This is a genomic window from Pseudomonas sp. NPDC096925 (assembly GCF_044762545.1).
In the GTDB taxonomy this organism is placed as follows: Bacteria; Pseudomonadota; Gammaproteobacteria; order Pseudomonadales; family Pseudomonadaceae; genus Aquipseudomonas.
Genome location: NZ_JBIWEM010000001.1, coordinates 177124 through 201196 on the forward strand (window position 1 = coordinate 177124; position 24073 = coordinate 201196).

Consider the following 24073-nt stretch of genomic DNA (forward strand, 5'->3'; position numbering starts at 1 on the left):
GGTCAGGCGTCCTTTTGCTTGGTGCCGAAGATCTTGTCACCGGCGTCGCCCAGGCCCGGCACGATGTAGCCGTGTTCGTTCAGGCGCTGGTCGATCGAAGCGGTGTAGATCTGCACGTCCGGGTGGGCTTTTTCCACCGCTTCGATGCCTTCAGGCGCGGCGACCAGGACCATGGCGCGGATCTCCTTGCAGCCGGCCTTCTTCAGCAGGTCGATGGTGGCGACCATCGAACCGCCGGTGGCCAGCATCGGGTCGATGATCAGGGCCAGGCGCTGGTTGATGTCCGGCGCGAGCTTTTCCAGGTAGGTGTGGGCTTCGAGGGTTTCCTCGTTGCGGGCAACGCCGACGGCGCTGACCTTGGCTCCCGGGATCAGGCTGAGCACGCCATCGAGCATGCCGATACCGGCGCGCAGGATCGGCACCACGGTAATCTTCTTGCCGGCGATTTTTTCAACCTGCACCTTGCCGCACCAGCCGTCGATCTCGTAGGTTTCGAGCGGCAGGTCCTGGGTGGCTTCGTAGGTCAGGAGCGCGCCGACTTCCTGGGCAAGTTCGCGAAAATTCTTGGTGCTGATATCGGCACGGCGCATCAGGCCGAGCTTGTGGCGGATCAGCGGATGGCGGATCTCACGAGTGGGCATAGGGGGGCTCCGAAAGGCGGGCAAAAAAACCGCGCTAGATTAATCTATTCAGCCTGTGCTGTCGTCTGGTCATTCTGGACGTTAGTCCATAAATGCTTGATCTGTGACGAGCGGATGCGTACCTTTGCCCGCTTTTCCAAAATGCCCCCCGGAGAGCGCCATGTCCGCCGATCTCGAGCATATCCGTCAAGTCATGCGTGAAGCTGACTGCCTGTACACCGAAGCCGAAGTCGAAGCGGCCATCGCCAAAGTCGGCGAGCAGATCTGCAAAGACCTGCACGACAAGAACCCGGTGGTGTTCTGCGTGATGAACGGCGGCCTGATCTTCTCCGGCAAACTGCTGACCCACCTGCAGTTCCCGTTGGAAGCCAGCTACCTGCACGCCACCCGCTACCGCAACCAGACCAGTGGCGGCGAGCTGTTCTGGAAGGCCAAGCCGGAAGTGTCGTTCATCGACCGTGACGTGCTGATCGTCGACGACATCCTCGACGAAGGCCACACCCTCAGCGCCATCATCGAGTTCTGCAAGCATGCCGGCGCGCGCTCGGTGCACACGGCGGTACTGATCGACAAGGACCATGACCGCAAGGCCAGCCCGGAGCTCAAGGCCAACTACGTGGGCCTGCCCTGCGTCGACCGCTACATCTTCGGTTACGGCATGGACTACAAAGGCTACTGGCGCAACGCCAACGGCATCTTCGCCGTCAAGGGGTTGTGATCATGCGCCAGCCTGCGTTCATCGACCAATCGCTGTTCGCCGGGCTGGCCGCACAGGCCGCCGCCAACCCGCGCGGGCGGCAGCATCACACCTTCCATGAGATGGAAGAACCCTGCCACCGCATGGTGGTCGGCCTGCAGCCGGGCACCTACATCCCGCCGCACCGCCACCTGAGCGCCGACAAGGCCGAAACGCTGATTGCACTCAAGGGGCGCTTCGGTCTGTTGCTTTTCGATGAGCAGGGGGCGGTGACCGACAAGCGGGTGCTGCAGGCAGGCGGCAATTGCCTGGGGGTGGACCTGGCCCCCGGCATTTACCATGGGCTGGTGGTGCTGGAGCCGGACAGCATCCTGTTCGAGTGCAAGGCTGGGCCATACCGGCCGGTGGGCGAGGGTGAGCATGCGCACTGGGCACCGCGCGAAGGAGAAGAGGGCGTGGCCGAGTACCAGGCCTGGATGCTCGCGCAGTTCGATTGATGTTGCCTGCATCGGCCTCATCGCCGGCAAGCCCAGACACAGCATGCTAGAGTGCTCCTTCATTCAAGGAGCCTCACATGCGTGCGTTTCTTCCCCTCCTGCTGGCGGTCAGCCTGCCACTCGCCGCCGCACCGCTGCACAGCCAGTTCCTGCCACCTGACGACCAGTCCCTGCGCCAGGAAGCGCCGACCGGCCAGCAATTGCTGCAAGTGACCGACTACTCGGTGGTCGTGGGCACCCAGCGCCAGTCCGACCAGCAGCCGATCCCGATCACCTCGTCGTTGCAGGTGCGCCTCAAAGGCAAGCCGCTAAGCAAGGGTGCGACCATCGCCCAGGTGCTGCTGACCTTCGACGGTGAGGCTGCCAAGAGCTTGAAGAAGCCTGTGTACGACGAGAAAACCCGCACCCTGAGCCTGAATTACCCGCTCAGCGACTACCGGGTGATCATGGACCTGCTGCGCAACGAGACGCTGTATGTGCAGTTTCTCACGTACGGCAACGGCCATGTCTGGGCCGACCTGCACACCGGTACCGTACGTACGCGTTGAGGCGCCCGGCCTGCGGGGGGTACACTGCCGGCCTTCGAAATTTCGTGATGGTCCAGTTGGAGTCGGCAATGCGTAAAGACAAGAAACAGGTAATCGGTGACGAGATCAGCGACGACTACATCAAGACGTTCCTTCAGTTCGAGCCTGCCGATGGCGTGACCTCGCCGTCGCTGCACAAGCTGGTCAAGGCCTACCGTGGCCTGCGCATCGACGATTTCGAGCGTTTTGTCGGCTTCTTCGTCGAGGCCGGGCTGGACCTGGATGGCAAGGACGAGCACGGCAAGACCTTTGTCGAACAGATTGCCGACCAGCGCAATGCGGCGGATTACATCGAGATCATCGCCAAGGCCCGTGGTTGATTTGTAAACCTGCTCCGGCCTCTTCGCGGGTAAACCCGCTCCCACAGGTACAGCGCAGCCCTAAGCTGTGGTGCTGTCCTTGTGGGAGCGGGTTTACCCGCGAAAGGGCAGGAACAGGCTGACATCCAGGCACAAAAAAACGCCCCGAGGGGCGTTTTTTCGTTACCGGGCGAATCAGGCGTAGTGCTTGGCTGCCGGGCTGCTTTCCACCAGTTCCAGTGCCACGTCGTTGTCGGCACTGATCTTGTGGTACAGGGCGGCATCGGTCGCCAAGGTCTTCTCGCGAGCCGGGAAGATTTCCTTGAGCTTGGCAGCCCAGGCACCTTTGGCCTGCTCGGGGAAGCAGCGTTCGATCAGTTCCAGCATGATCGACACGGTGACCGAAGCACCCGGCGATGCGCCGAGCAGTGCAGCCAGGCTGCCGTCCTGGGCCGAAACCAGCTCGGTACCGAACTGCAGCACGCCGCCTTTCTTCGGGTCTTTCTTGATGATCTGCACACGCTGACCAGCCACTTCCAGGCGCCAGTCTTCGGCCTTGGCCTGTGGGTAGAAGCGACGCAGGGCTTCCAGGCGCTGCTCCATCGACTGCATCACTTCGCTGACCAGGTACTTGGTCAGGTCCATGTTGTCACGGGCCACGGCCAGCATCGGGCCGATGTTGCCCATGCGCACCGACAGCGGCAGGTCCATCAGCGAGCCGTGCTTGAGGAACTTGGTGGTGAAGCCGGCATAGGGGCCGAACAGCAGCGATTTCTTGCCATCGACCACGCGGGTATCCAGGTGCGGTACCGACATCGGCGGGGCGCCTACTGCGGCCTGGCTGTAGACCTTGGCCTGGTGCTGCTTGACGATTTCCGGGTTGTCGCAACGCAGCCACTGGCCGCTGACCGGGAAGCCGCCGAAGCCTTTGCTTTCCGGGATGCCCGACAGCTGCAGCAGCGGCAGGGCCGCGCCACCGGCGCCGAGGAAGACGAAGCGGGCGTCCACTTCACGGCTGCCGCCGCTGTTGACGTCCTTGATGCTCACGGTCCAGCCCTTGCCGTTACGGCGCAGGCCGACGACCTTCTTGCTGTACTTCACCTGGGCGTCCTGCGAGTCGCCCAGCAGCTTCAGCAGCTTGTTGGTCAGGGCGCCGAAGTTGACGTCGGTGCCCTTGAGCACGCGGGTGGCGGCGATGTGCTGGTCGGCCGGGCGGCCTGGCATCATCAGCGGCATCCAGTCGTTCATCACGGCCTTGTCTTCGGTGTATTCCATATCGGCGAAGGCATGGTGCTGCTTGAGCAGCTCATAGCGCTTCTTGAGGAAGGAAACACCCTTGTCACCCTCGACGTAGCTCAGGTGCGGGACAGGGTTGATGAAGGCACGCGCCGAGCCGAAGTTGCCCTTCTTGCTCAGGTAGGCCCAGAACTGGCGCGAAACCTCGAACTGGGTGTTGATGTGCACGGCCTTCTTGATGTCGATGCTGCCATCGGCGGCCTGGGGCGTGTAGTTAAGCTCGCACAGGCCGGCGTGGCCGGTGCCTGCGTTGTTCCAGGGGTTGGAGCTTTCCGCGGCTCCGGAGTCCATCGCCTCCACGACCTCAAGCTTCAGGGTCGGGTCGAGCTCCTTGAGCAGTACGGCCAGGGTGGCACTCATGATGCCCGCGCCTACCAGTACCACATCAACCGATTCGTTCTGCGCCATTTAACGCGTCTCCACAATCTACAGCTACCTAATTGACAGCATAGGACCTGGGTTTGCCAGGTTCGCCATGTCCGACTTTTCGCAGTTCTTGCAACTTCCGCGGACACCGCCAATCAGTCTTCGGGTTCAGGTATTGAACGCGGCTTGCCACGGGTGCGGCAATTCGACTTATGGTCAAGGTGTCGTGCGTGCGTTATGGAACGGCTCAGACACTCATACGGGATGAGCGCATTTGCCGCCTGTTCAGGGCTGTTCGGGACACATCTGCCGCTTTTGCACATGCCAGACTGTTCATTTGCTCGCCACACTCTTGTGAAGTTGTGAAAACCGTTTTTTCACGCTCTTTTGGAGACGTGAACCTCAAAAGGGGACTGCGCGATGGCAACCCGCAGGTTCATGCAGTGTGAAGGGCCGGAAAAGCAGGCACGACAGCCGATGCAAGACCTGAGTGGAAGGCTCTCTGTGGGCGAAGCGTTGAAGTTGCCGGGGTCAATCGGCGAGTGCGGGGCCCGATCAGGAGACGTCCTTATAATCGGGGGGAGATTATAGCGATGTCGCGGGCAGAAATGTCGCCATTCGTGGTTTTTATTGCAGCGTTTGTCAGGCCGCGAGGATGCGCTGGTGCCAGCGGCGGCTTGCGCGGGCGCAAACCCGGGCGCTGGCGGGCAGTTCGCGGCCCAGCCAGGCAAGCTGGATTTCGCCGACCTGGACCCAGCCGCTGCCGCTGGGCGCCTGGCTGCATTGCTTGAAGGCCAGGCATTTGCCGTCGGCGTCGAGGCGGGCATAGGCGTTGTGGCGCGGGCGTTGGAAGAGCAGGGTCCAGAGCGAGGCCATGGCGACGAGTCCTTTGCGTTAGGGCTTGGCGCAAGGATAAGGGCGTGGCGATGAAACGATTGTGACAAGCGGGTCGGACCGATGACTGGTCGATGCGTGGCTAGGTATACTGTGGGCCTTCGCCGCTTTTTCTGGAGTAACGCGCATGTTGCAACGTCTGTTGTTCGGTTTGATCGCCGTGGCCAGCCTCAGCCTGGTCGGTTGTGCCCACAGCCCGCAACAACTCAACCCGCAACCCACGCTCAAGGCCCAGCTCGCCCCGGTCGGCCATGGCCAGCCGGTCGTGGTCCGGGTGGTTGACGGGCGGGCTTCGCAGTCCCTGGGCACTCGCGGTGGCATGTATCCCGAGACCAGCACCATCAGCGTCAGCGGTAACGACATCGTGCCCAAGCTGCAGGCCCAGGCCGAAGCCGCCGTGCGCCTGCTCGGCTTCACCCCGACGCCGAACGCCTACAACGCACCGCAGCTGACCGTGACCCTGGCCGAGCTGAAGTACCAGTCGCCGAAAGACAACCTGTACGTGACCGAGGCTACCATCGGCGCCACCTTCCGTGCCGACGTGTCCAATGGCGGCCGCCGCTACAGTGGTCGTTATGGCGCTTCGCTGGACCAGCGTTTCGGCATGGCGCCGAACCAGGAAACCAACACCCAGCTGGTGGGCGATGTGCTGAGCGATGCCCTGACCCGCATGTTCAAGGACCCGACCATCGGGCAGGTGCTGGGGCAGTAAGCCTTCATCAGGTAAAACTAAACCCGCTGCCTGTGATCCGGGCAGCGGGTTTTTTGTTGTCTGTGCCGGCCCTTTCGCGGGCACGCCCGCTCCTACAGGGATATCACTGGACCTGAACATAGTGATGTTCCTGTGGGAGCGGGCGTGCCCGCGAAGAGGCCGGCAAATCCTCATGCCATGCCAGATGAAACTTGATGACACTTTGTCGCCTGGGCCGGGCGTCAGGTAGCGACTTGGGTAAAATGCAGGCCTTTGCCGTCGCTCATACCGAGGTTGCGTGATGTCCTTGCAAGTACTCTGGGGGTTCCTGGCCGCCCACCCGATCAAGCTGATCAATCTGCTGGCGCTGCTGCTGACCTGCCCGGGCGGGTGGTTGCTGCACAGTGCACGGCGGCGCGAGGCCGAAACCCGCGAATACATGACAATGTGCGAGGGGGTAGTGGACGCATTCGACCTTCGGGTGCCGCGCTATTTCTACATTCTCGGTTTTTCGTGCCTGGCGATGGCGTTGCTGTTGTCCTGGTTCAGTACCTGGGTCTGAAAGCCTGGGGCTGCAAAGCAGCCCCGGCATTCGTTCAGGCAACCGGCGCCTGCTGCCTGACCTGGTACTGGTTACGCACCGGCGTCGCATACTGCAGCACCAGGTACGGCCGCTGCTCCTCAGGGCAGGCATCCAGGCGGCGTTGCCATTCCTCCTTGGCCCGGGCCAGCTCATCAGCCGGGAACACCTTCTCGGCGCTGGGCACCTGCAGCGCCTCATCCTTGCCATCCCACATCGCATAGGCCAGGTAGTGCACCGGGAACAGCCGGTAGCCACCGAGGATCTGCCGGTCGATTTCCGCTGCCAGCTGCTTGGTGTCCTCGTGGTACTCGGTCACCGGCGGGGCGAAGTTGATGTGCACCCGGCCCTTGTAGCCGGTAATGCCCTTGGCGATGCTGTTGTCGTCCTCGCCCGGCGCCTTCTTGTAGGTGCCGGTGGTGGCGCGGATGTACAGCTCGCGGGCCTTGGCCTGGTCGCACGGGTCGTATTCGTAGCTGATCGACACCGGCGTCAGGTTCAGGCTCTGGATCACCGCGCCGAACGGCTCGTCCTTGCGGCTCATGTGGAACATCTTGAGGATTGCCGAATCGGTGCGGTCGTCACCGTCCTTGGCCCGGCCTTCGGCCTGGGCGATCCAGATCGACGTGGCGTCGTTGCGGATCGAGTGGTTGATGTAGGCCGAGAGCAGCTGGTAGGCCGCCAGCTTCTCGCGGCGCCCACTGATCGAGCGGTGCACGATGAAGCTCTTGTTCAGGCGCATCATGTCGCTGACAAACGGCTTTTGCAGCAGGTTGTCGCCAATGGCGATGCGCGGCGTGGGCAGGCCGGCGTGGTACACCGCATAGTTGACGAAGGCCGGGTCCATGACGATGTCACGGTGGTTGGCCAGGAACAGGTAGGCGGTACCGGCCTTGAGCTGCTCCACGCCCGAATAGGTGACGCCGTCGGTGGCGCGGTCGATGGTCTGGTCGACGTAGTACTCGACTTTGTCCTGCAAGGTCGAGACACAGGTGACGCCGGCGAACTCCTTGCGCAGGCGGCGAGCGATCAGCGGTTTGAGCAACCAGCCGAGAGCACCGGCCGCACGCGGGAAGCGGAAGTGGGTGAGGATATCGAGGAATGCCGGGTCGCTGAGCAGGCGTGCCAGAACGGCAGGGACCTCAGCGTCGTCGTACGGTCGGATGGCATCGAATTCGCCCATCATGCTCTCTTGTTGGAAACGGCTAGGGTAATAAGGTAGGGACGGGTTCCGAAAAACGGCTCGGACACACACAGGCCCTGTAAATAGACCGGCAATTATACGCATAAGTCACTGCGGAGACCTCGATGCTGGAAACCGACTTCTATGATTGCCCTTATTGTGGCGAACGTGTGGAAACCACTGTTGACCTGTCAGGTGGTGACCAGGTCTACACCGAGGACTGCCAGGTGTGCTGCCAGCCTGTGGTGTTCATTCTGCAGGTGCATGGTGACGAATGGATGCTCGAAGTCCGCCGCGAGGACGATACCTGATGCAACGCATCTACGAACCGGAAAGCCTGCTTGAGGCGGAAATGCTGGCGGGCATGCTCGCCAGCGAGGGGGTCGAGGCGCACCTGGTCGGCCGTGACCTGGTCGGTGCTGCCGGCGAGCTGCCGCTGCAGGGCCTGCTGGGGCTTGCCGTGGCTGATGAGCAGGCCGAATACGCACGGCAACTGATCGATGCGTACAATGACGCCCAGCCACTGGTTGGCGACGAACCGGAGAGTTTCCCCGGTACCTTGATCTGCTAGGTTCTGAAATCGCCCATGTGTGGACGTTACGCCCTGTTTCGCTGGCCCCAGGCCCTTGCCAGTCTGCCTGGCTTTCCCGCCGGCCAGCCACCTCAATGGAACATCTCGCCAGGGGGCACGGTGCTGATCCAGCGCCAGCTCGACGGCCAGCTGCAACTGGCCAAGGCGCGCTGGGGGCTGACCCCGGCCTGGCTCACCGACCTTTCGCGTACCCCCGCCCATGCCCGCGCCGAGACCCTGGCCGAGCAGCCGATGTTTCGTGACGCGTTTCGCCAGCGCCGCTGCCTGATGCCGGCCAACGGCTTTTACGAATGGCGTGGCAGCGTGCGCAAGCGCCCGTACTGGCTGACCCCGGGGGAGGGCGCGTCGCTGTACTTCGCTGCCGTGTGGGAGGCCTACCCGGTGCAGGATCAGGTGTGGCTCAGTTGCGCAGTGGTGACCCAGGCGGCGATGAACCAGCGTCGGCCGCTGATACTGGACGAGGCAGGGCAGGCGGCCTGGCTTGACCCGGACACGCCGCTGACCCGCCTGCATGAATTGCTGGCCAGCCCGCCGGCGACGTTGCGCGAGCGGGCCCTGGCGCATTTCGTCAATGACCCGAAGCTGGATGCACCGGAGTGCCTGACCCCGGCTTGATGGGTTGCCTGTACCGGCCTCTTCGCGGCTGAAGCCGCTCCTGCAACGATCGCATTATCCCTGTAGGAGCGGGTTCACCCGCGAAGGGGCCGGCACAGGCGACGAAAATCTTCCCTGCGGCTATGGCGGCCCCAAGCGACTCGGCCTACGATACGGCGCATGTAAAAAGGGAGTGTTTTCATGCGTAAGTCTTTTGTCGTCAGTCTGTTGAGTGCCGGCATTCTGCTAGCCGGCTGCCAGGCGGTGAACACCACCAGCGGCGGTGCTGTCGGCGTCGAGCGCCAGCAGTACATGTTCAGCATGCTCTCGACCGATGAGGTCAACCAGATGTACGCCCAGTCGTACCAGCAGACCCTGGGCGAGGCATCGAACAAAGGCGTGCTCGACAAGTCCAGCGCTGATGCCAAGCGTGTCCAGGTAATTGCCAACCGCCTGATCGCCCAGGCGCCCAAGTTCCGCCCGGATGCCGCGCAATGGAACTGGGAAGTCAACGTGATCAAGAGCGACGAGCTCAACGCCAACTGCGGCCCGGGTGGCAAGATCATCGTCTACACCGGGCTGATCGACCAGCTCAAGCTCACCGATGCGGAAATTGCGGCGGTGGTGGGCCACGAGATCGCCCATGCCTTGCGTGAGCACAGCCGCGAGGCGATGTCCAAGGCGTACGGTGTGGAAATGGCCCGCCAGGGGGCCGGCGCCCTCTTTGGCCTGGGCCAGAGCAGCATGGCCTTGGCCGACACCGTGGTGAACTACGCCATGACCCTGCCCAACAGCCGGGCCAACGAGAACGAAGCCGACCTGATCGGCCTGGAGCTCTCGGCGCGTGCCGGTTACGACCCGAATGCCGCGATCACCTTGTGGAACAAGATGAGCCAGGCTTCCGAAGGCGCACCGCCTGAGTTCATGAGCACTCACCCGGCGTCCCAGAGCCGCATTGCTTCGCTGCAGGCGGCGATTCCGAAGGTGATGCCACTGTATCAGGCGGCCAGGAAGTAAGACCGTAAGGGGCCGCAGAGCGGCCCCCGTCAGCAGTCAACCCACCCAGCCACTGGCTTTCATCGCCGAGTACACGGCCACGATCGCCAGCACGAAGAACGCCGTGGCCGCCAGGCGACGGATCAGCGTCAGCGGCAGTTTGTCCGCCGCGAAGTTACCCGCCAGTACCACCGGCACGTTGGCAATCAGCATGCCCAGGGTGGTGCCGATAATGACCATGATCAGGTACGGATACTGTGCAGCCAGCATCACCGTGGCGACCTGGGTCTTGTCACCGATTTCAGCCAGGAAGAACGCGATCAGCGTGGTCAGGAACGGCCCGAAGCGGCGTGCCGGGTTCTCGTCGTCATCCATCTTGTCCGGTACCAGGGTCCACAGTGCAGTGGCGGTGAAGCTCGCAGCCAGAACCCAGTGCAGGGCCGAGTCACTGAAGAAACTACCGACCCACGCACCCACCGCACCGGCCGCGGCATGGTTGGCCAGGGTGGCGGCGATGATACCGGCGATGATCGGCCAGGGCTTGCGGAAGCGGGCAGCGAGAATGAGCGCGAGCAATTGCGTCTTGTCGCCGATTTCGGCGAGGGCAACGATGGCGGTGGGGACCAACAGAGATTCCAGCATCAGGATTCCTACGGGGGCGGGTCGACACGGCTATGACACGTACAGCCTTCCCGCCCCGGGTAAGGTGTGCGTGTCATAGGTCTTGTCAAACCCTGGATCCGTCTATGCGGATCTCGCCATGCAGGCTGGCATGGTGGGTCGCACGCGCCATGGTCTGTGGACCAAGTATGTTGACGCGTACCGGGCGAGCTGGGTGCTCGCGGGAGACTACTCCCCTAGGACGGTGCGGATTCTGCCTAGGCAGAACGCTTTCGGCAAGCGCTGTTTTTATCCGTGTGTTGCCTGGTAGATGCGGAAACCGTCCGCCTCGTCGCGTATCTGGCAGTTGCCCAGCGCCCCTTCGATCAGCGGCTGGTAGCGCAGGAAGCTGTTGGCAACCAGGCGCATTTCGCCACCTTTTCGCAGATGAACGGCCGATTTTTTCAGCAAGTTTTCCGATGCCTGGTAGTTGGTGTGCACCCCGGTGTGGAACGGCGGGTTGCTCAGTATCAGGCTCAGCCCGGTCGGCGCCGCGTCGATGCCATCGCCGCTGATCACTTCGCCTTCCAGACCATTGGCGGCCAAGGTCAGGCGGCTGGCGGCCACGGCGAAGGCATCAACGTCCAGCAGGGTCACCTGGCTTTGCGGATAACGGCGCTTGACCGTGGCGCCCAGCACCCCGGCGCCGCAGCCGAAGTCCAGTACATGGCCGCTCGGCAGGCCATCGAGGTGCTTGAGCAGCAGGGCGGTGCCGCGATCGAGGCGACCATGGCTGAACACACCGGGCAGGCTGACCACCTGCAACGGGCCATCTTCCAGGCTGAGCTCGAAGCGTTCGGCCAGGCTTTCCAGGGGTTTGGCTTCTGGCGCGTGTTCGATGGTCACCTGCCACAGCTGGCAATGGCGGGCACTGTCGAGCTTGCGCGGCTTGCCAAAGGCCTGCAGCTGCTTGGCCGCGCCTTCGATGCCACCGCGTTTTTCGCCGACCAGGTACAGCTCGCGGCCGGCCAGGCGCGAGGCCAGGGCGTTGAGCAGGTAGGCGGCCAGTTCGCGGGACTTGGGCAGGAACAGCACGGCGCTGTCGAACGCCACTTCAGGGGGCTCGACTGCATAGTGGCTGCGGCCGGCGAAGCGGCTTTCGAGCATGGCCTGATCGCCCGCATGCCAGGTCCAGGCCTGGGCCTGGGGCAACTGAGCGAGCAGGCTGTCGGCGGGGGCGCCGGCAAGCAGCAGCGGCCCCTGGAACAGCTCTGCCTGGCGGAGCAACACTTCACTGCGCGGGTCCATGGACGACGCCTCCTGGAAAAAAGTGGCGCAGTGTAGCAGAGCTAGGCGCCGGGCTCAGCTGACCACGCGGCGTGGCTGCCCGGCGAAGAAGGCCTGGGCATTCTCGCTGAGCTGGCCGACGATGCGCTGGCGCGACTCCACCGCACCCCAGGCGCTGTGCGGGGTGATGATCAGGCGCGGGATGCCGGGCTCCAGCAGCGGGTTGCCGTTGACCGGCGGCTCCACGCTCAGCACATCGGTAGCGGCGCCGCCCAGGTGGCCACTGCGCAGGGCGTCGGCCAGCGCTTGCTCATCGATCAGGCCGCCACGGGCGGTGTTGACTACCAGCGCGTTGGGCTTGAGCAGGGCCAGCTCGCGGGCGCCGAGCATGTGCCGGGTGTGCTCGTTCAGCGGGCAGTGCAGGGTCAGGGCGTCGACTTGCGGCAGCAGCTCGTCCAGTGGCAGCCGGTCGGCGCGATCCGGGCGGCCGGGGATCTGCCCGCTGAGCACGCGCATGCCGAAGGCTTCGGCCAGCCGCGCCACGGCGCCGCCCAGTTCACCATGGCCGAGCAAGCCAAGGGTCTTGCCTTCCAGTTCGACGATGGGGAAGTCCAGCAGGCAGAACTGGCTGGCCTTGGCCCACTGGCCGTCGGCTACCGCCTGGTTGTAGTCGCACAGGCGGGTGGCCAGGGCCAGCAGCAGGGCGAGGGTGTGCTGGGCGACGGACGGTGTGCCGTAGCCCTGGCAGTTGCACACGGTGATGCCCTGGGCGCGCGCTGCCGCCAGGTCGACATTGTTGGTGCCGGTGGCGGCCACCAGGATCAGCTTCAGTTGCGGGTTGGCGGCCAGGGTCGCGGCGTCGAGCATGACCTTGTTGCTGACCACCGCCAACGCGCCCTGCAGGCGTTCGGCGACTTGCTCCGGGCGGGTGGCGGCGAACAGCTCGAACTCGTCGAACTGCTGCTTCAGGGGCGAGAGGTCGAGATCGCCCAGGTCCAGGGACTGGTGATCGAGAAACACGGCGCGACGCGGGCTGGGCATGAAGTTCTCCGAGGCTGGGCGGGATTTCGGTGTCACGGCCATTCGCGGGTAAACCCGCTCCCACAGATATTGCACAATTGCAGAGGCTGGTGCAGTACCTGTGGGAGCGGGTTTACCCGCGAACAGGCCCTCAGCTTCACCACATGACCTGAAGCTGCCGCCGCAGTGTCTAGCTCAACCTTGCCGCCCGTCAACGCCCGCCACTCATACCTTTGCCACGCAAATCATTCCTTCGGCTGATTTAGCCGTCACATTGGCGAACTACAGTAGTTCCCAGACTTGTCCGGCCCGCTTTTCAGAAAAGGGATACCCATGTTGCAGACCCGCATCATCAAGCCCGCCGAGGGCGCCTACGCCTACCCGCTGCTGATCAAGCGCCTGCTGATGTCCGGCAGCCGCTATGAAAAGACCCGCGAAATCGTCTACCGCGACCAGTTGCGGCTGACCTACCCCCAGCTCAACGAGCGCATCGCGCGCCTGGCCAACGTGCTGACCGAAGCCGGGGTAAAGGCCGGTGACACCGTGGCGGTGATGGACTGGGACAGCCACCGCTACCTGGAATGCATGTTCGCCATCCCGATGATCGGCGCGGTGGTGCACACCATCAACGTGCGCCTGTCGCCCGAGCAGATTCTCTACACCATGAACCACGCCGAAGACCGTGTGGTGCTGGTCAACAGCGACTTCGTCGGCCTGTACCAGGCCATCGCCGGGCAACTGACCACCGTCGACAAGACCCTGTTGCTGACCGACGGCCCGGACAAGACTGCCGAGCTGCCCAACCTGGTCGGCGAGTACGAGCAACTGCTGGCCGCCGCCAGCCCGCGCTACGACTTCCCGGACTTCGACGAGAACTCGGTGGCCACCACCTTCTACACCACCGGTACCACCGGCAACCCCAAGGGGGTGTACTTCACCCACCGGCAACTGGTGCTGCATACCCTGGCCGAAGCCTCGGTGACCGGCAGCATCGACAGCGTGCGCCTGCTGGGCAGCAACGATGTGTACATGCCCATTACCCCGATGTTCCACGTGCATGCCTGGGGCATTCCCTACGCCGCCACCATGCTCGGCATGAAGCAGGTGTACCCGGGGCGCTACGAGCCGGACATGCTGGTCAAGCTGTGGCGCGAAGAGAAGGTCACCTTCTCCCATTGCGTGCCAACCATCCTGCAGATGCTGCTCAACTGCCCGAACGCTCAAGGGCAGGACTTCGGCGGCTGGAAGATCATCATCGGCGGCAGCGCGCTCAACCGCTCGCTGTACCAGGCCGCCCTGGCGCGCGGCATCCAGTTGACCGCCGCGTATGGCATGTCCGAGACCTGCCCGCTGATTTCCGCCGCCCACCTGAACGACGAGCTGCAGGCCGGCAGCGAGGATGAGCGCATCACCTACCGCATCAAGGCCGGCGTGCCGGTACCGCTGGTCGAGGCGGCCATCGTCGACGGCGACGGCAACTTCCTGCCCGCCGACGGTGAAACCCAGGGCGAGCTGGTGCTGCGTGCGCCGTGGCTGACCTTGGGCTACTTCAAGGAGCCGGAAAAGAGCGAGGAGCTGTGGCAGGGTGGCTGGCTGCACACCGGTGATGTCGCCACGCTGGACGGTATGGGCTACATCGACATCCGTGACCGCATCAAGGATGTGATCAAGACCGGTGGCGAGTGGATTTCCTCGCTCGACCTCGAAGACCTGATCAGCCGCCATCCGGCCGTGCGCGAAGTGGCGGTAGTGGGGGTGGCCGACCCGCAGTGGGGCGAGCGCCCGTTTGCCCTGCTGGTGGTGCGCGAAGGCCAGGTCATCGACGCCAAGGCGCTGAAGGAACACCTCAAGCCGTTCGTCGAGCAAGGGCACATCAACAAGTGGGCCATTCCAAGCCAGATCGCCGTTGTTACTGAAATTCCCAAGACCAGTGTCGGCAAGCTCGACAAGAAACGCATCCGCCAGGACATCGTCCAGTGGCAGGCCAGCAACAGCGCGTTCCTTTCCACGCTGTAACCGCCATGCGGGTCGCTTACCGCAGTACGCGATCCGCATGCTAGAGCGGGTGAGCCTTGCCAAACGGCAGAAATACGCCATCCTTTAGCACTGCCAGCGCGCAACCGGGACAACATTACAGCGAGTTGGCAGCACGGAGCGCAAATCACACTTTAGAGGGATCAAGCGCCTGTGCCTTGCTGGCTATAGTCGGGGCCAGGGGATTTTCAGGAATGGGGGAAGGCGACATGCGCAAGCCGTGTCGCCGCGGGCGCAAGCCCGCAAACCGGTCGCTCGGGCCGTTCTTGAAAGGACTCACTGCCATAACAAAAAAAGTACATGGAGTAGCGTCGATGAAATCTGCAAACCTGTTCTGGCGCCGGGCCAAGTTGCCCCTGGCCGTCAGCCTTGCTTCCACGCTCGCAAGTCCTGCTTTCGCTGTCAGTTTCAACATTGGTGAAATCGAAGGCCAGTTCGACTCGTCGCTCTCCATCGGCGCCAGCTGGTCGACGGCCAACCCCAACAAGAACCTGATCGGGGTGAACAACGGCGGCAAGGGCCTGTCGCAGACATCCGACGACGGCCACCTGAACTTCAAGAAGGGCGAAACCTTCTCCAAGATCTTCAAGGGCATTCATGACCTGGAGCTCAAGTACGGCGACACCGGCGTGTTCGTTCGTGGCAAGTACTGGTACGACTTCGAACTGAAGGACGAAGGCCGCGAGTTCAAGGACATCAGCGACTCCAACCGCAAGGAAGGCGCCAAATCGTCCGGTGCCGAGCTGCTCGACGCCTTCGTCTACCACAATTACGCCATCGGCGATCAGCCTGGCTCGGTGCGCCTGGGCAAGCAGGTGGTGAGCTGGGGTGAAAGTACCTTCATCGGTGGCGGCATCAACTCGATCAACCCGATCGACGTGTCGGCGTTCCGCCGCCCGGGGGCCGAGATCAAGGAAGGCCTGATTCCGGTCAACATGTTCTACGTTTCGCAGAGCCTGACCGACAACCTGTCGGCCGAGGCCTTCTACCAGATTGAATGGGACCAGACGGTCGTCGACAACTGCGGCACCTTCTTCTCCCAGCCGGACATTATTGCCGACGGCTGTACCGATAACCTGCGCGTGCTCAACAGCAGTCGCACAGTGCCGGGGGCGGCGCAGCAATTCCTTGCCACCCGTGGCGTGGACATCAATGAGGAAGGGGTGATGGTGCGCCGCGGCGCCGACCGCGATGCGCGTGACAGCGGCCAGTTTGGCGTGGCAATGCGCTACATGTTCGAGCCGCTGGACACCGAGTTTGGCGCCTACTTCATGAACTACCACAGCCGTGCGCCAATCTTCAGTGCTACCGGGGCCGCGCCTTCAGTGTTCGCCGGCCTGAGCGCATTGCCTGCACAGCTGCGTGCATTGGCACCGCTGATCGTGGCAGGTAACTCCGAGTACTTCGTCGAATACCCCGAGGACATCCGCCTTTATGGCTTGAGCTTCTCTACCACGTTGCCCACCGGGACCGCCTGGAGCGGCGAACTCAGCTACCGCCCCAACGCACCGGTGCAACTGAATACCACGGATATCCTGTTCGCCGGGGTCCGCCCCATTGGCGGTGCCTTGAGCAACGCTTCGCTGCTGACCGGTACGCCGGGGCAGGACTTGCACGGGTATCGCCGCAAGGAGATCACTCAGTTCCAGACCACCCTCACGCATTTCTTCGACCAGGTAATGGGCGCCAGCCGCATGACCGTGGTGGGCGAGCTGGGTGTCACCCATGTGGGCGGCCTGGAGAGTGCCCACGATACCCGCTACGGTCGCGATCCGGTGTTTGGTCCAGGCCCGCTGCCATCCACCGGTGGGGCAAACACCTGTCAGGCCCTGAATGCCAGCACCATCGCAGGCGCTGGTGCCGGTGCCTCCACCGCCAACCTGAGCCGCAACTGCGAGAACGATGGCTTTACCACCAGCACTTCCTGGGGTTACCGCGCCCGAGTCATCTGGGACTACAACGATGTCTTTGCCGGGGTCAACCTGAAACCCAGCGTGGCCTGGTCGCATGACGTCTCCGGCTATTCGCCGGGCCCTGGCGCCAACTTCGAGGAAGGCCGCAAGGCCGTCAGCCTGGGCCTCGACGCCGAGTACCAGAACACCTACACGGCAAGCCTGTCGTACACCAACTTCTTCGATGGCAAGTACACCACCGTGGATGACCGCGACTTCGTCGCGCTCAGCTTCGGCGTGAACTTCTAAGCATTCAGATCCAGGACGACACGACATGAACAAGACCAGAAGTCTGCTGCAAGCCGGTGTGCTGGGCCTGTCCCTGCTGGCGACCAGCGTCATGGCTGCAGTATCCGCCGACGAGGCGGCCAAGCTGGGCAGTACCCTGACCCCGATGGGCGCCGAAAAGGCCGGTAACGCCGATGGCTCGATCGGCCCGTGGGAGCCGCTGTCGAAGAGTGCTGGCAGTGCCGACGCCAAGGGCTTCCTGTCCGACCCGTATGGCAGTGAAAAGCCGCTGTTCACCATCACCGCGCAGAACGCCGACCAGTACAAGGACAAGCTTTCGCCGGGCCAGCTGGCCATGCTCAAGCGCTATCCGGAAACCTTCAAGATCCCGGTGTTCAAGACCCATCGCGGTGCCACGGTACCGGCTGATGTATTCGCCGCCATCAAGGAAAACGCCACCAAGACCACCCTGGTGGAAGGCGGCAACGGCTTGAACAACTTCCGCACAGCCGTGCCGTTCCCCATCCCGAAAAGCGGCCTGGAAGTGATCTGGAACCATATCACCCGCTACCGCGGTGGCAGTGTCAGCCGCCTGGTGACCCAGGCCACGCCACAGCAGAACGGCTCCTTCAACCCAGTGTACTTCTCCGACCAGTTCGTCTTCCGCGAGCGCATGAAGGACTACGACCCGAACAACCCAGGCAATATCCTGTTCTACTTCAAGCAGGAAGTGACCGCGCCTGCACGCCTGGCCGGGACCGTGCTGCTGGTGCACGAAACCCTCGACCAGGTGAAGGAACCGCGCAAGGCGTGGATCTACAACGCCGGCCAGCGCCGCGTGCGCCAGGCACCGCAAGTGTCGTACGACGGCCCGGGTACCGCCGCCGACGGTTTGCGCACCTCGGACAACCTGGACATGTTCAACGGTGCGCCAGACCGCTATGACTGGAAGCTGGAAGGCAAGAAGGAGCTGTACATCGCCTCCAACGCCTTCAAGCTCGACGACCCCAAGCTCAAGTATGCCGATATCATCAAGGCCGGCCATATCAATCAGGACCTGACCCGTTACGAGTTGCGTCGCGTGTGGCACGTGGTCGCTACCCTCAAGCCGGGCCAGCGACACATCTATGCCAAGCGTGACTTCTACATCGACGAAGACACCTGGCAGGCCGCGGTGATCGACCAGTACGACGGCCGTGGCCAGCTGTGGCGCGTGTCCGAGGCGCATGCCCAGCCGTACTACAACGTGGAGGTGCCGTGGTACACCCTGGAGGCCATCTACGACCTGCAGTCGGGCCGTTACCTGGCCCTGGGCATGAAGAACGAAGAGAAGCGCGCCTACGACTTCGGCTTCAGCGCCAGCAAGGCTGACTTCCAGCCAGCGGCACTGCGCCAGTCGGGTATTCGCTAGATATCGCGCAACCCCCGAGCGCCCCGGCTTGTCCGGGGCGTTTCATTTTCCTGTACCGGCCTCTTCGCGGGTGAACCCGCTCCCACAGGGATCGCACAGGTTTCAAGTCCAGTGCAGTAACTGTGGGAGCGGGTTCACCCGCGAAGAGGCCGGTACAGCAATAAAGCTGGTGAATACCTCAGCAAACCCCCGTCCCAGCCGCTGTCCATCGGCCATGTTGCTTTTTGTCGCAGTCTTTTCCAGGCCAATTGCGCCCATCATCTTCAAATGCGCAGCGTTACCCGCTAGTCTCGCAAGCATCCATACCGCCGTAGTCTTCCAACCAGAACGAGCCGGCCATGACAGATCTGTCCCGTACGCATGGATTCACCAGCCAGGCCCTGGGCCTGCTGGACGGGCGTTTCTTCCGGCCGCCCTTGCCGGACGGCCATGTGCCGCGCCTGCGCCTGTGCCAGCGGCTGCAGGCCGGCCTCGGCGGGCGGCTGTTGCTGGTCAATGCCCCGGCGGGTTTCGGCAAAAGCTCCCTGGCCATCGAATTTTGTGAAGCGCTGCCCGAGCACTGGCGTAGCCTGTGGCTGGGCCTGAGCCAACGGGATGCCGACCCGGGCCGCTTCCTCGAACGCCTGCTCGAAGGCCTGCAGCAGTACTGCCCGGCGTTGGGCGGCCAGGCCATGGGCCTGCTGAAAATGCGCCAGCGCCACCAGCCGTTCGCCTTCGAGGAATGGCTCGACGGCCTGCTCGACGAGCTGGCGCTGTACCTGCAAGCCGATACGCCCTTGTTGCTGGTGCTGGACGACTATCACCTGGCCCAGGGGCCAGTGCTCGACCGTTGCCTGCAGTTCTTCCTCAATCACCTGCCCCCCGGGCTGGTGCTGCTGGTCACCAGCCGCCAGCGCCCGGACTGGCACCTGGCGCGCCTGCGCCTGTCGCGGCAACTGGTCGAACTCAACGAGCAGGACTTGCGCCTGACCGCCGAGGAGTCGCTGGCGGTGATCGGTCGCCAGCCCACCGGCCTGCGTGGCCAGGCCCTGGACAATCTGATCCAGCGCAGTGACGGTTGGGTGGCCGGGTTGCGTTTCTGGCAACTGGCGGCCAGCGAGTCCGCTGACGAGCATGCCTTGCCCCAGGCCTTGCATGGCGGTGAGGGCCTGATCCGCGATTATCTGCTGGAAGAAGTCATCGACATGCTGCCCGCCGACGTGCAGGCCTTCCTGTACGACACGGCCTGCCAGGAACGGTTCTGTGCCCCGTTGTGCGATGCCATACGCGGCCGCCATGACAGTGCCGCGATCCTGCGTTTCCTGCAGGCGCACCAGGTGTTCCTGGTGCCGCTGGACGAGCATGGCCACTGGTTCCGCTATCACCACCTGTTCTCCGACCTGCTGCGCAGCCGCCAGGCCAGCGAGCCGCTGGCCGGCCTGCAGTTGCGCGCCTGCCGCTGGTTCGAAAGCCAAGGCTTGCTGGACGAAGCGGTGGAGCAGGCGCTGCGTGCCGGGCATCTGGATGTCGCCGCCGGCCTGGTGCAGAGCCTGTCCGAGGAACAACTGCTGGCTGAACAGAACGTCGGCATGTTGCTGCGCTGGAAGATGGACCTGCCCGACAGCCTGCTCATCAGCACGCCACGGCTGATCGTGCTGTACAGCTGGGCATTGGGCCTGGCGTGCCAGCTGGATGCGGCCGAGGAGCTGGCGGGTTACCTCAGCCGCTTCCTGCCCGCACCTTCGGCAACCGCGCAAAAGTCCATGCTGGCCCAGTGGCTGGCGCTGAGTGGTGTGATCGCCCGTGGCCGTGGCGACCGCGAGCGTACCCTGGCCTATTGCAGCGAAGCGCTGCAGAGCCTGCCGAGCAAGCGTTATGGCCAACGCCTGGTATGCCTGTCGACGCTGTCCAACCTGGCGATTGCCGATGGCGATTTCTGGCGGGCCCGTGGCTGGAACCGCGAGGCCCTGGAACTGGCCCAGCGTGTCGGCAACCCATTGTTCGAGGCCCTGGCCCATTACGACCGGGCGCGGGTGCTGCATGCCCGTGGCGAGGTGTTGCGCGCGCTGGACGAAGTGCGCCAGGGGCTGCAGCGACTGCAAGGGCTGTCGGCACAGCGCCTGTATGCCGTGCGCGCCCGTCTGACGCTTTACGAAGGCTACCTGCTGGTCTCGCGCCTGCAGCCGGCCCAGGGCCGTGCCCGTTTGCGTGCGGGGCTGGGCGAGGCGCGGGCCTGCCGCGACATCAGCGTGCTCATCGGCCACTGCGTGATCGCTACGCTCGATGGCCGGGAAGGGCACTTTGCCGAAGCCTTTGCCGAACTGGCCGAGGCCGAGCGGTTGATGCACATCTGGGATGTGCCGCCGGTCTACTACCTGGCCATGATCACCCTGGTCAAATGCGAGTTGTGGCTGGCCCAGGGGCGCATTGACCTGGCCGAGTCCTGGCTGCTGCGCCTGGGCCAGACCTATGGTGGCGAGCAACCCGCGGCGGCCCCGGAGTTCCACCCGTTGCTGCCGTTGCACATCGCCTTGCAGCAGGTATTGCTCGAGCGTATCCAGTCGCGCAGCGACGACGCGGCGCAACGCCTGGCCGGCCTGGTCGAGCGCGGCCAGGCCAGTGGCGGCATGATGCTCTGCGTCAGTGCCCTGTGCCAGTGGCTTGGCTTGTTGCTGGGCGAAGGCCGGGAAGGGCAGGCCGCCCAGTTGTTGCCAAGGTTGCTGGAAGCAGCCCATGGCGGCGTGCTGCAACCCTTTCAGCCTTTGCTGGAGCAACACCCGCAGTGGCTTCTTGAACAGTTGCAGGCAGTTGCCGCTTGCCCGGTACAGGCCGAACTGCTCAAGCGCTTGCCGCAAATACCAAGCGCCAGCACCGGCGAGGCCCTGAGTGGCCGCGAGCTGGCCGTGCTCGAGTTGATTGCCCAGGGTTGTTCCAACCAGCAGATCAGCGAGCGGTTGTTCATTTCCCTGCACACGGTGAAAACCCACGCCAGCCATATCAACAGCAAGCTGGGTGTGGAGCGGCGTACCCAGGCGGTGGCCAAGGCCAAATCCCTGGGGTTGCTGGCATGATTCTGGCCCTGCAGGGCATTGCCCGCTAAAGTAATGGCCCGAGGCCATGGTTCGTGGCCGCCAATGCTCTACCCTCATCTTTCCCGACCAGCTGCCGATACAGCGATCGGTGGCATCGCCTCGCGCGATTTTTCAATTATTCCAAGGCAGGTCGTGTTGATGCTGCAGTACGGGCAAAAGAGCTTTCTGATCGTCGACGACTTTACCGACTTTCGCACGTCGACCCGTTCCATGCTGCGCGAGCTGGGCGTGCGTGACGTGGACACCGCCGACAGCGGCGAGCAGGCGCTGCGCATGTGCGCGCAAAAGCGCTATGACGTCATCCTGCAGGACTTCCACCTGGGCGACGGCAAGAAGAACGGCCAGCAGGTGCTCGAAGACCTGATTCTCGACAAGCACATCAGCCATGAGTGCATATTCATCATGGTCACGGCCGAGAGCAGCCAGGCCATTGTCCTGAGCGCCATCGAGCATGAGCCTGATGCCTACCTGACCAAACCGTTCAACCGGGTTGGCCTGGCCCAGCGCGTCGAGAAGCTGTACCAGCGCAAGACCCTGCTCAAGCCGATCCTGCAGGCCCTGGACCGCAATCGCCCGGCCGAAGTGCTGGCGGCCTGCGCCGAGCTGTGCAAGCGTGACCCGCGCCTGGCCCCGCTGTGCCTGCGCTATCGGGCCGATGCCTTGCGCAACCTCAACCGTTTCGAGGAGCTGGAGAAGTTCCTCAAGGCCATCCTGGCCAGCCGCCCGCAGCCGTGGGTGTATTCGGCGTTGGGCAGCCTGATGCACAAGCGTGGCCAGAATGCCCAGGCTCAGGGTGTGTACGAGCAGGCGCTGAAGGCCTTCCCGATCATGCCAGGCCTGTACGATGGCATGGCCGAGGTGCTGGTGGCCCAAGGCGAAACCCGGCGTGCGCAGAACATGCTTGAGGAAGCCGTGCGCCTGTCGCCATTGTCGGTGCGTCGGCAGTCAACGTTGGGCAAGCTGGCGTTGGAAAACGAAGACTTCGAGAGTGCCTCGAAGGCGTTCCGCCATGCGGTAAACCAGGGCCAGAGCTCACGCTACAAGGACCCCGAGAACAACCTGGGCCTGGTGCAGGCGCTGATGAGCAAGAATGCCGGCTTTGGCCTGGATGCGCGCACCCGGGTCGAGATCAACAGTACGCTCAGCGAAGTGGCCAAGGACAACCCCGAGGACCAGGGTCTGCAGGTGCGTGCCCGCATGATGAAGGCCGCCAGCCTGCAGCAGGCCGGCGACCCTGAAACGGCTGCCAAGCTGACCGAACAGGCGATCCAGCGCCTGGACAAGATGAACCAGTTCTTCTCGGTCGATTCGGCCCTGACCGTTGCCGCGCAGCTGCAGGCCATGGGGCAGGAAGCCGCCGCCATCGGCGTGCTGAAGAGCTGTGTGGAAAGTTATGGCGATGACCCCAAGGTCATGGAGAGGGTCGGCAAGCTGACGGACGACCCCAGCGTGCTCAACGCCATCACCGAAGCGGTCACGCTCAATCGCCAGGGGGTGCGCAGTTACCAGGGCGGGCAGCTCGGCGAGGCGTTGCAACTGTTCCGCAAGGCGCTGGGTTTGCAACCGAAGAACATCAGCATCGCCCTCAATACTGCCCAGGCGCTGCTGCGCATCGGCGGTGACAGCCCTCAGCCGGCGATCATGCAGGAGTGTCGCGACGCCCTGAGCAGCGTGGCCGGCATCCCCGCCAGCGACAACCGCTACGACCGCTACCGCAAACTGCACATCCGAGTGTTCGGCGCATGAATCAAGACAATCAGGGGCTGGATTTTTCCACGGTGATCGCCTCCACCGTGCACGACCTGAAGAATTCCCTGTCGGCGCTGATCCAGTCCCACAACCAGTGGGTGCAGCGCTTGCCCGAGGAGCTGCGCGGTGGTGCCGAGCAGGGGGTGATGGAGCATGAGTTTCGCCACCTCAACGGCATGCTGGTGCAGTTGCTGGGGTTGTACAAACTGGGCGTGAACCAGCTGCCGGTGTGCCCGGACTACCACGAACTGGACGACTTCATCGAAGCCCAGCTGGCCGCGCACGAGGAAGTGCTCAAGCACAAGGATATCCTTGCTACCTGGCGCATCGATACCGACAACCCACTGGGCTTCTTCGACCGCGAGCTGGTGGCCTCGGTAATCGCCAACGTGATCACCAACGCCACCCGCTTTGCCGCGCATGCCTTGCTGATCACCATCGAAGAGGCAGACAACCAGCTGGCCATCTGCGTCAACGATGACGGCCCGGGTTATCCACAGCGCATGCTCGAACGCCAGGAGGAATTCATCCAGGGTATCGACTCGACCAGCGGCAGTACTGGCCTGGGCCTGTATTTTGCGGCGCGGATCGCGGCACTGCATGAAAGCGGCGGGGTACGCGGGCGGATCGAGATCTCCAATGGCGGGGCGCTTGGGGGAGGGTTGTTCAGGTTGTTCTTGCCTTAGGATGTGTGGCGGGCGGGGGGTGGGGGGGGGGGGGGGGGGGGGCCGCGGGCGCCGGGGCCCCCCCACGACAAAACAGAAAAACCTGGCGCCCCCCCCCCGTGCGCTGAGGGGGGCAGCCGCAC

General features: G+C 63.6%; 23 protein-coding genes and 1 riboswitch. Of the genes, 16 read left to right on the forward strand and 7 right to left on the reverse strand.

Features of this window, described 5'->3' with window-relative positions; all coding sequences use genetic code 11:
- Positions 1 to 2: 2 nt before the first annotated feature.
- Positions 3 to 641 (reverse strand): uracil phosphoribosyltransferase, encoded by a 639-nt coding sequence (gene upp / locus ACIQYU_RS00890; protein ID WP_063911234.1) that lies wholly within the window; start codon positions 639 to 641, stop codon positions 3 to 5.
- A gap of 160 nt (positions 642 to 801) precedes the next feature.
- Between upp and ACIQYU_RS00895 the strand changes: the two genes are divergently transcribed.
- The 4 genes from ACIQYU_RS00895 to ACIQYU_RS00910 all read left to right on the forward strand — a co-directional run bounded on the left by ACIQYU_RS00895 (position 802) and on the right by ACIQYU_RS00910 (position 2742).
- Positions 802 to 1359 (forward strand): hypoxanthine-guanine phosphoribosyltransferase, encoded by a 558-nt coding sequence (locus ACIQYU_RS00895; RefSeq protein ID WP_003256346.1) that lies wholly within the window; start codon positions 802 to 804, stop codon positions 1357 to 1359.
- A gap of 2 nt (positions 1360 to 1361) precedes the next feature.
- Complete coding sequence (locus ACIQYU_RS00900; RefSeq protein WP_233693841.1) at positions 1362 to 1835, forward strand: WbuC family cupin fold metalloprotein; 474 nt, start codon at positions 1362 to 1364, stop codon at positions 1833 to 1835.
- 77 nt (positions 1836 to 1912) lie between these two features.
- Complete coding sequence (locus ACIQYU_RS00905) at positions 1913 to 2383, forward strand: hypothetical protein (protein ID WP_013970925.1); 471 nt, start codon at positions 1913 to 1915, stop codon at positions 2381 to 2383.
- Between the two features lie 68 nt (positions 2384 to 2451).
- The gene (locus ACIQYU_RS00910; RefSeq protein WP_063911237.1) at positions 2452 to 2742 is read left to right on the forward strand and encodes a PA4642 family protein; all 291 of its coding nucleotides are present in this window, start codon (positions 2452 to 2454) and stop codon (positions 2740 to 2742) included.
- Between the two features lie 174 nt (positions 2743 to 2916).
- Here the strand turns inward: ACIQYU_RS00910 and mqo are convergent, their stop codons facing one another.
- Together mqo and ACIQYU_RS00920 are read right to left on the reverse strand one after the other, a co-directional pair.
- Complete coding sequence (gene mqo / locus ACIQYU_RS00915; protein WP_063911238.1) at positions 2917 to 4425, reverse strand: malate dehydrogenase (quinone); 1509 nt, start codon at positions 4423 to 4425, stop codon at positions 2917 to 2919.
- Positions 4426 to 5025: 600 nt separating this feature from the next.
- Positions 5026 to 5259 (reverse strand): hypothetical protein, encoded by a 234-nt coding sequence (locus ACIQYU_RS00920; protein WP_063911239.1) that lies wholly within the window; start codon positions 5257 to 5259, stop codon positions 5026 to 5028.
- Positions 5260 to 5404: 145 nt separating this feature from the next.
- Between ACIQYU_RS00920 and ACIQYU_RS00925 the strand changes: the two genes are divergently transcribed.
- The gene (locus ACIQYU_RS00925) at positions 5405 to 5989 is read left to right on the forward strand and encodes a YajG family lipoprotein (RefSeq protein ID WP_013970929.1); all 585 of its coding nucleotides are present in this window, start codon (positions 5405 to 5407) and stop codon (positions 5987 to 5989) included.
- A gap of 280 nt (positions 5990 to 6269) precedes the next feature.
- A complete protein-coding gene (locus tag ACIQYU_RS00930; protein ID WP_207832446.1) occupies positions 6270 to 6530 on the forward strand; it encodes a hypothetical protein in 261 nt (86 codons plus the stop codon).
- 34 nt (positions 6531 to 6564) lie between these two features.
- Here the strand turns inward: ACIQYU_RS00930 and ACIQYU_RS00935 are convergent, their stop codons facing one another.
- A complete protein-coding gene (locus ACIQYU_RS00935) occupies positions 6565 to 7731 on the reverse strand; it encodes a 1-acyl-sn-glycerol-3-phosphate acyltransferase (RefSeq protein WP_024086266.1) in 1167 nt (388 codons plus the stop codon).
- A gap of 125 nt (positions 7732 to 7856) precedes the next feature.
- Here ACIQYU_RS00935 and ACIQYU_RS00940 point away from each other — a divergent pair, with 125 nt between their 5' ends.
- The 4 genes from ACIQYU_RS00940 (at position 7857) to ACIQYU_RS00955 (ending at position 9934) form a co-directional block, all read left to right on the forward strand.
- Positions 7857 to 8042: a CPXCG motif-containing cysteine-rich protein gene (locus ACIQYU_RS00940; RefSeq protein WP_063911241.1), complete on the forward strand. Its 186-nt coding sequence runs from the start codon at positions 7857 to 7859 to the stop codon at positions 8040 to 8042.
- Positions 8042 to 8302, forward strand: a complete 261-nt coding sequence (locus ACIQYU_RS00945; protein ID WP_133970277.1) for a putative signal transducing protein — start codon at positions 8042 to 8044, stop codon at positions 8300 to 8302. The genes ACIQYU_RS00940 and ACIQYU_RS00945 overlap by 1 nt, the downstream gene beginning before the upstream one ends.
- Before the next feature lie 15 nt (positions 8303 to 8317).
- The gene (locus ACIQYU_RS00950) at positions 8318 to 8938 is read left to right on the forward strand and encodes an SOS response-associated peptidase (RefSeq protein ID WP_233693843.1); all 621 of its coding nucleotides are present in this window, start codon (positions 8318 to 8320) and stop codon (positions 8936 to 8938) included.
- A 180-nt stretch (positions 8939 to 9118) separates the two neighbouring features.
- The gene (locus ACIQYU_RS00955; protein WP_207832451.1) at positions 9119 to 9934 is read left to right on the forward strand and encodes a M48 family metallopeptidase; all 816 of its coding nucleotides are present in this window, start codon (positions 9119 to 9121) and stop codon (positions 9932 to 9934) included.
- 36 nt (positions 9935 to 9970) lie between these two features.
- Here the strand turns inward: ACIQYU_RS00955 and ACIQYU_RS00960 are convergent, their stop codons facing one another.
- The 3 genes from ACIQYU_RS00960 to ACIQYU_RS00970 all read right to left on the reverse strand — a co-directional run bounded on the left by ACIQYU_RS00960 (position 9971) and on the right by ACIQYU_RS00970 (position 12841).
- Positions 9971 to 10555 carry a TMEM165/GDT1 family protein gene (locus tag ACIQYU_RS00960; protein WP_207832452.1) on the reverse strand — a complete coding sequence of 195 codons (585 nt, stop codon included), beginning with the start codon at positions 10553 to 10555 and terminating at the stop codon, positions 9971 to 9973.
- 88 nt (positions 10556 to 10643) lie between these two features.
- Positions 10644 to 10783, reverse strand: a riboswitch (yybP-ykoY riboswitch).
- Positions 10784 to 10822: 39 nt separating this feature from the next.
- Positions 10823 to 11821 (reverse strand): class I SAM-dependent methyltransferase, encoded by a 999-nt coding sequence (locus tag ACIQYU_RS00965; RefSeq protein ID WP_233687302.1) that lies wholly within the window; start codon positions 11819 to 11821, stop codon positions 10823 to 10825.
- A 54-nt stretch (positions 11822 to 11875) separates the two neighbouring features.
- The gene (locus ACIQYU_RS00970; protein ID WP_343583770.1) at positions 11876 to 12841 is read right to left on the reverse strand and encodes a 2-hydroxyacid dehydrogenase; all 966 of its coding nucleotides are present in this window, start codon (positions 12839 to 12841) and stop codon (positions 11876 to 11878) included.
- Positions 12842 to 13153: 312 nt separating this feature from the next.
- Here ACIQYU_RS00970 and ACIQYU_RS00975 point away from each other — a divergent pair, with 312 nt between their 5' ends.
- The 6 genes from ACIQYU_RS00975 to ACIQYU_RS01000 all read left to right on the forward strand — a co-directional run bounded on the left by ACIQYU_RS00975 (position 13154) and on the right by ACIQYU_RS01000 (position 23951).
- A complete protein-coding gene (locus tag ACIQYU_RS00975; RefSeq protein ID WP_233687301.1) occupies positions 13154 to 14836 on the forward strand; it encodes a fatty acid--CoA ligase in 1683 nt (560 codons plus the stop codon).
- Between the two features lie 332 nt (positions 14837 to 15168).
- Positions 15169 to 17055, forward strand: coding sequence for a DUF1302 domain-containing protein (locus ACIQYU_RS00980; RefSeq protein ID WP_233687300.1), 1887 nt, complete (start codon positions 15169 to 15171; stop codon positions 17053 to 17055).
- Between the two features lie 25 nt (positions 17056 to 17080).
- Positions 17081 to 18445: a DUF1329 domain-containing protein gene (locus tag ACIQYU_RS00985; RefSeq protein ID WP_233687299.1), complete on the forward strand. Its 1365-nt coding sequence runs from the start codon at positions 17081 to 17083 to the stop codon at positions 18443 to 18445.
- A gap of 338 nt (positions 18446 to 18783) precedes the next feature.
- On the forward strand, positions 18784 to 21495 hold the full coding sequence (locus ACIQYU_RS00990) for a LuxR C-terminal-related transcriptional regulator (protein ID WP_402797837.1): 2712 nt from the start codon (positions 18784 to 18786) through the stop codon (positions 21493 to 21495).
- A gap of 159 nt (positions 21496 to 21654) precedes the next feature.
- The gene (locus ACIQYU_RS00995; protein WP_207832464.1) at positions 21655 to 23262 is read left to right on the forward strand and encodes a response regulator; all 1608 of its coding nucleotides are present in this window, start codon (positions 21655 to 21657) and stop codon (positions 23260 to 23262) included.
- Positions 23259 to 23951 (forward strand): sensor histidine kinase KdpD, encoded by a 693-nt coding sequence (locus tag ACIQYU_RS01000; RefSeq protein WP_063911252.1) that lies wholly within the window; start codon positions 23259 to 23261, stop codon positions 23949 to 23951. Before ACIQYU_RS00995 ends, ACIQYU_RS01000 begins: the two co-directional genes overlap by 4 nt.
- Positions 23952 to 24073: the final 122 nt, after the last annotated feature.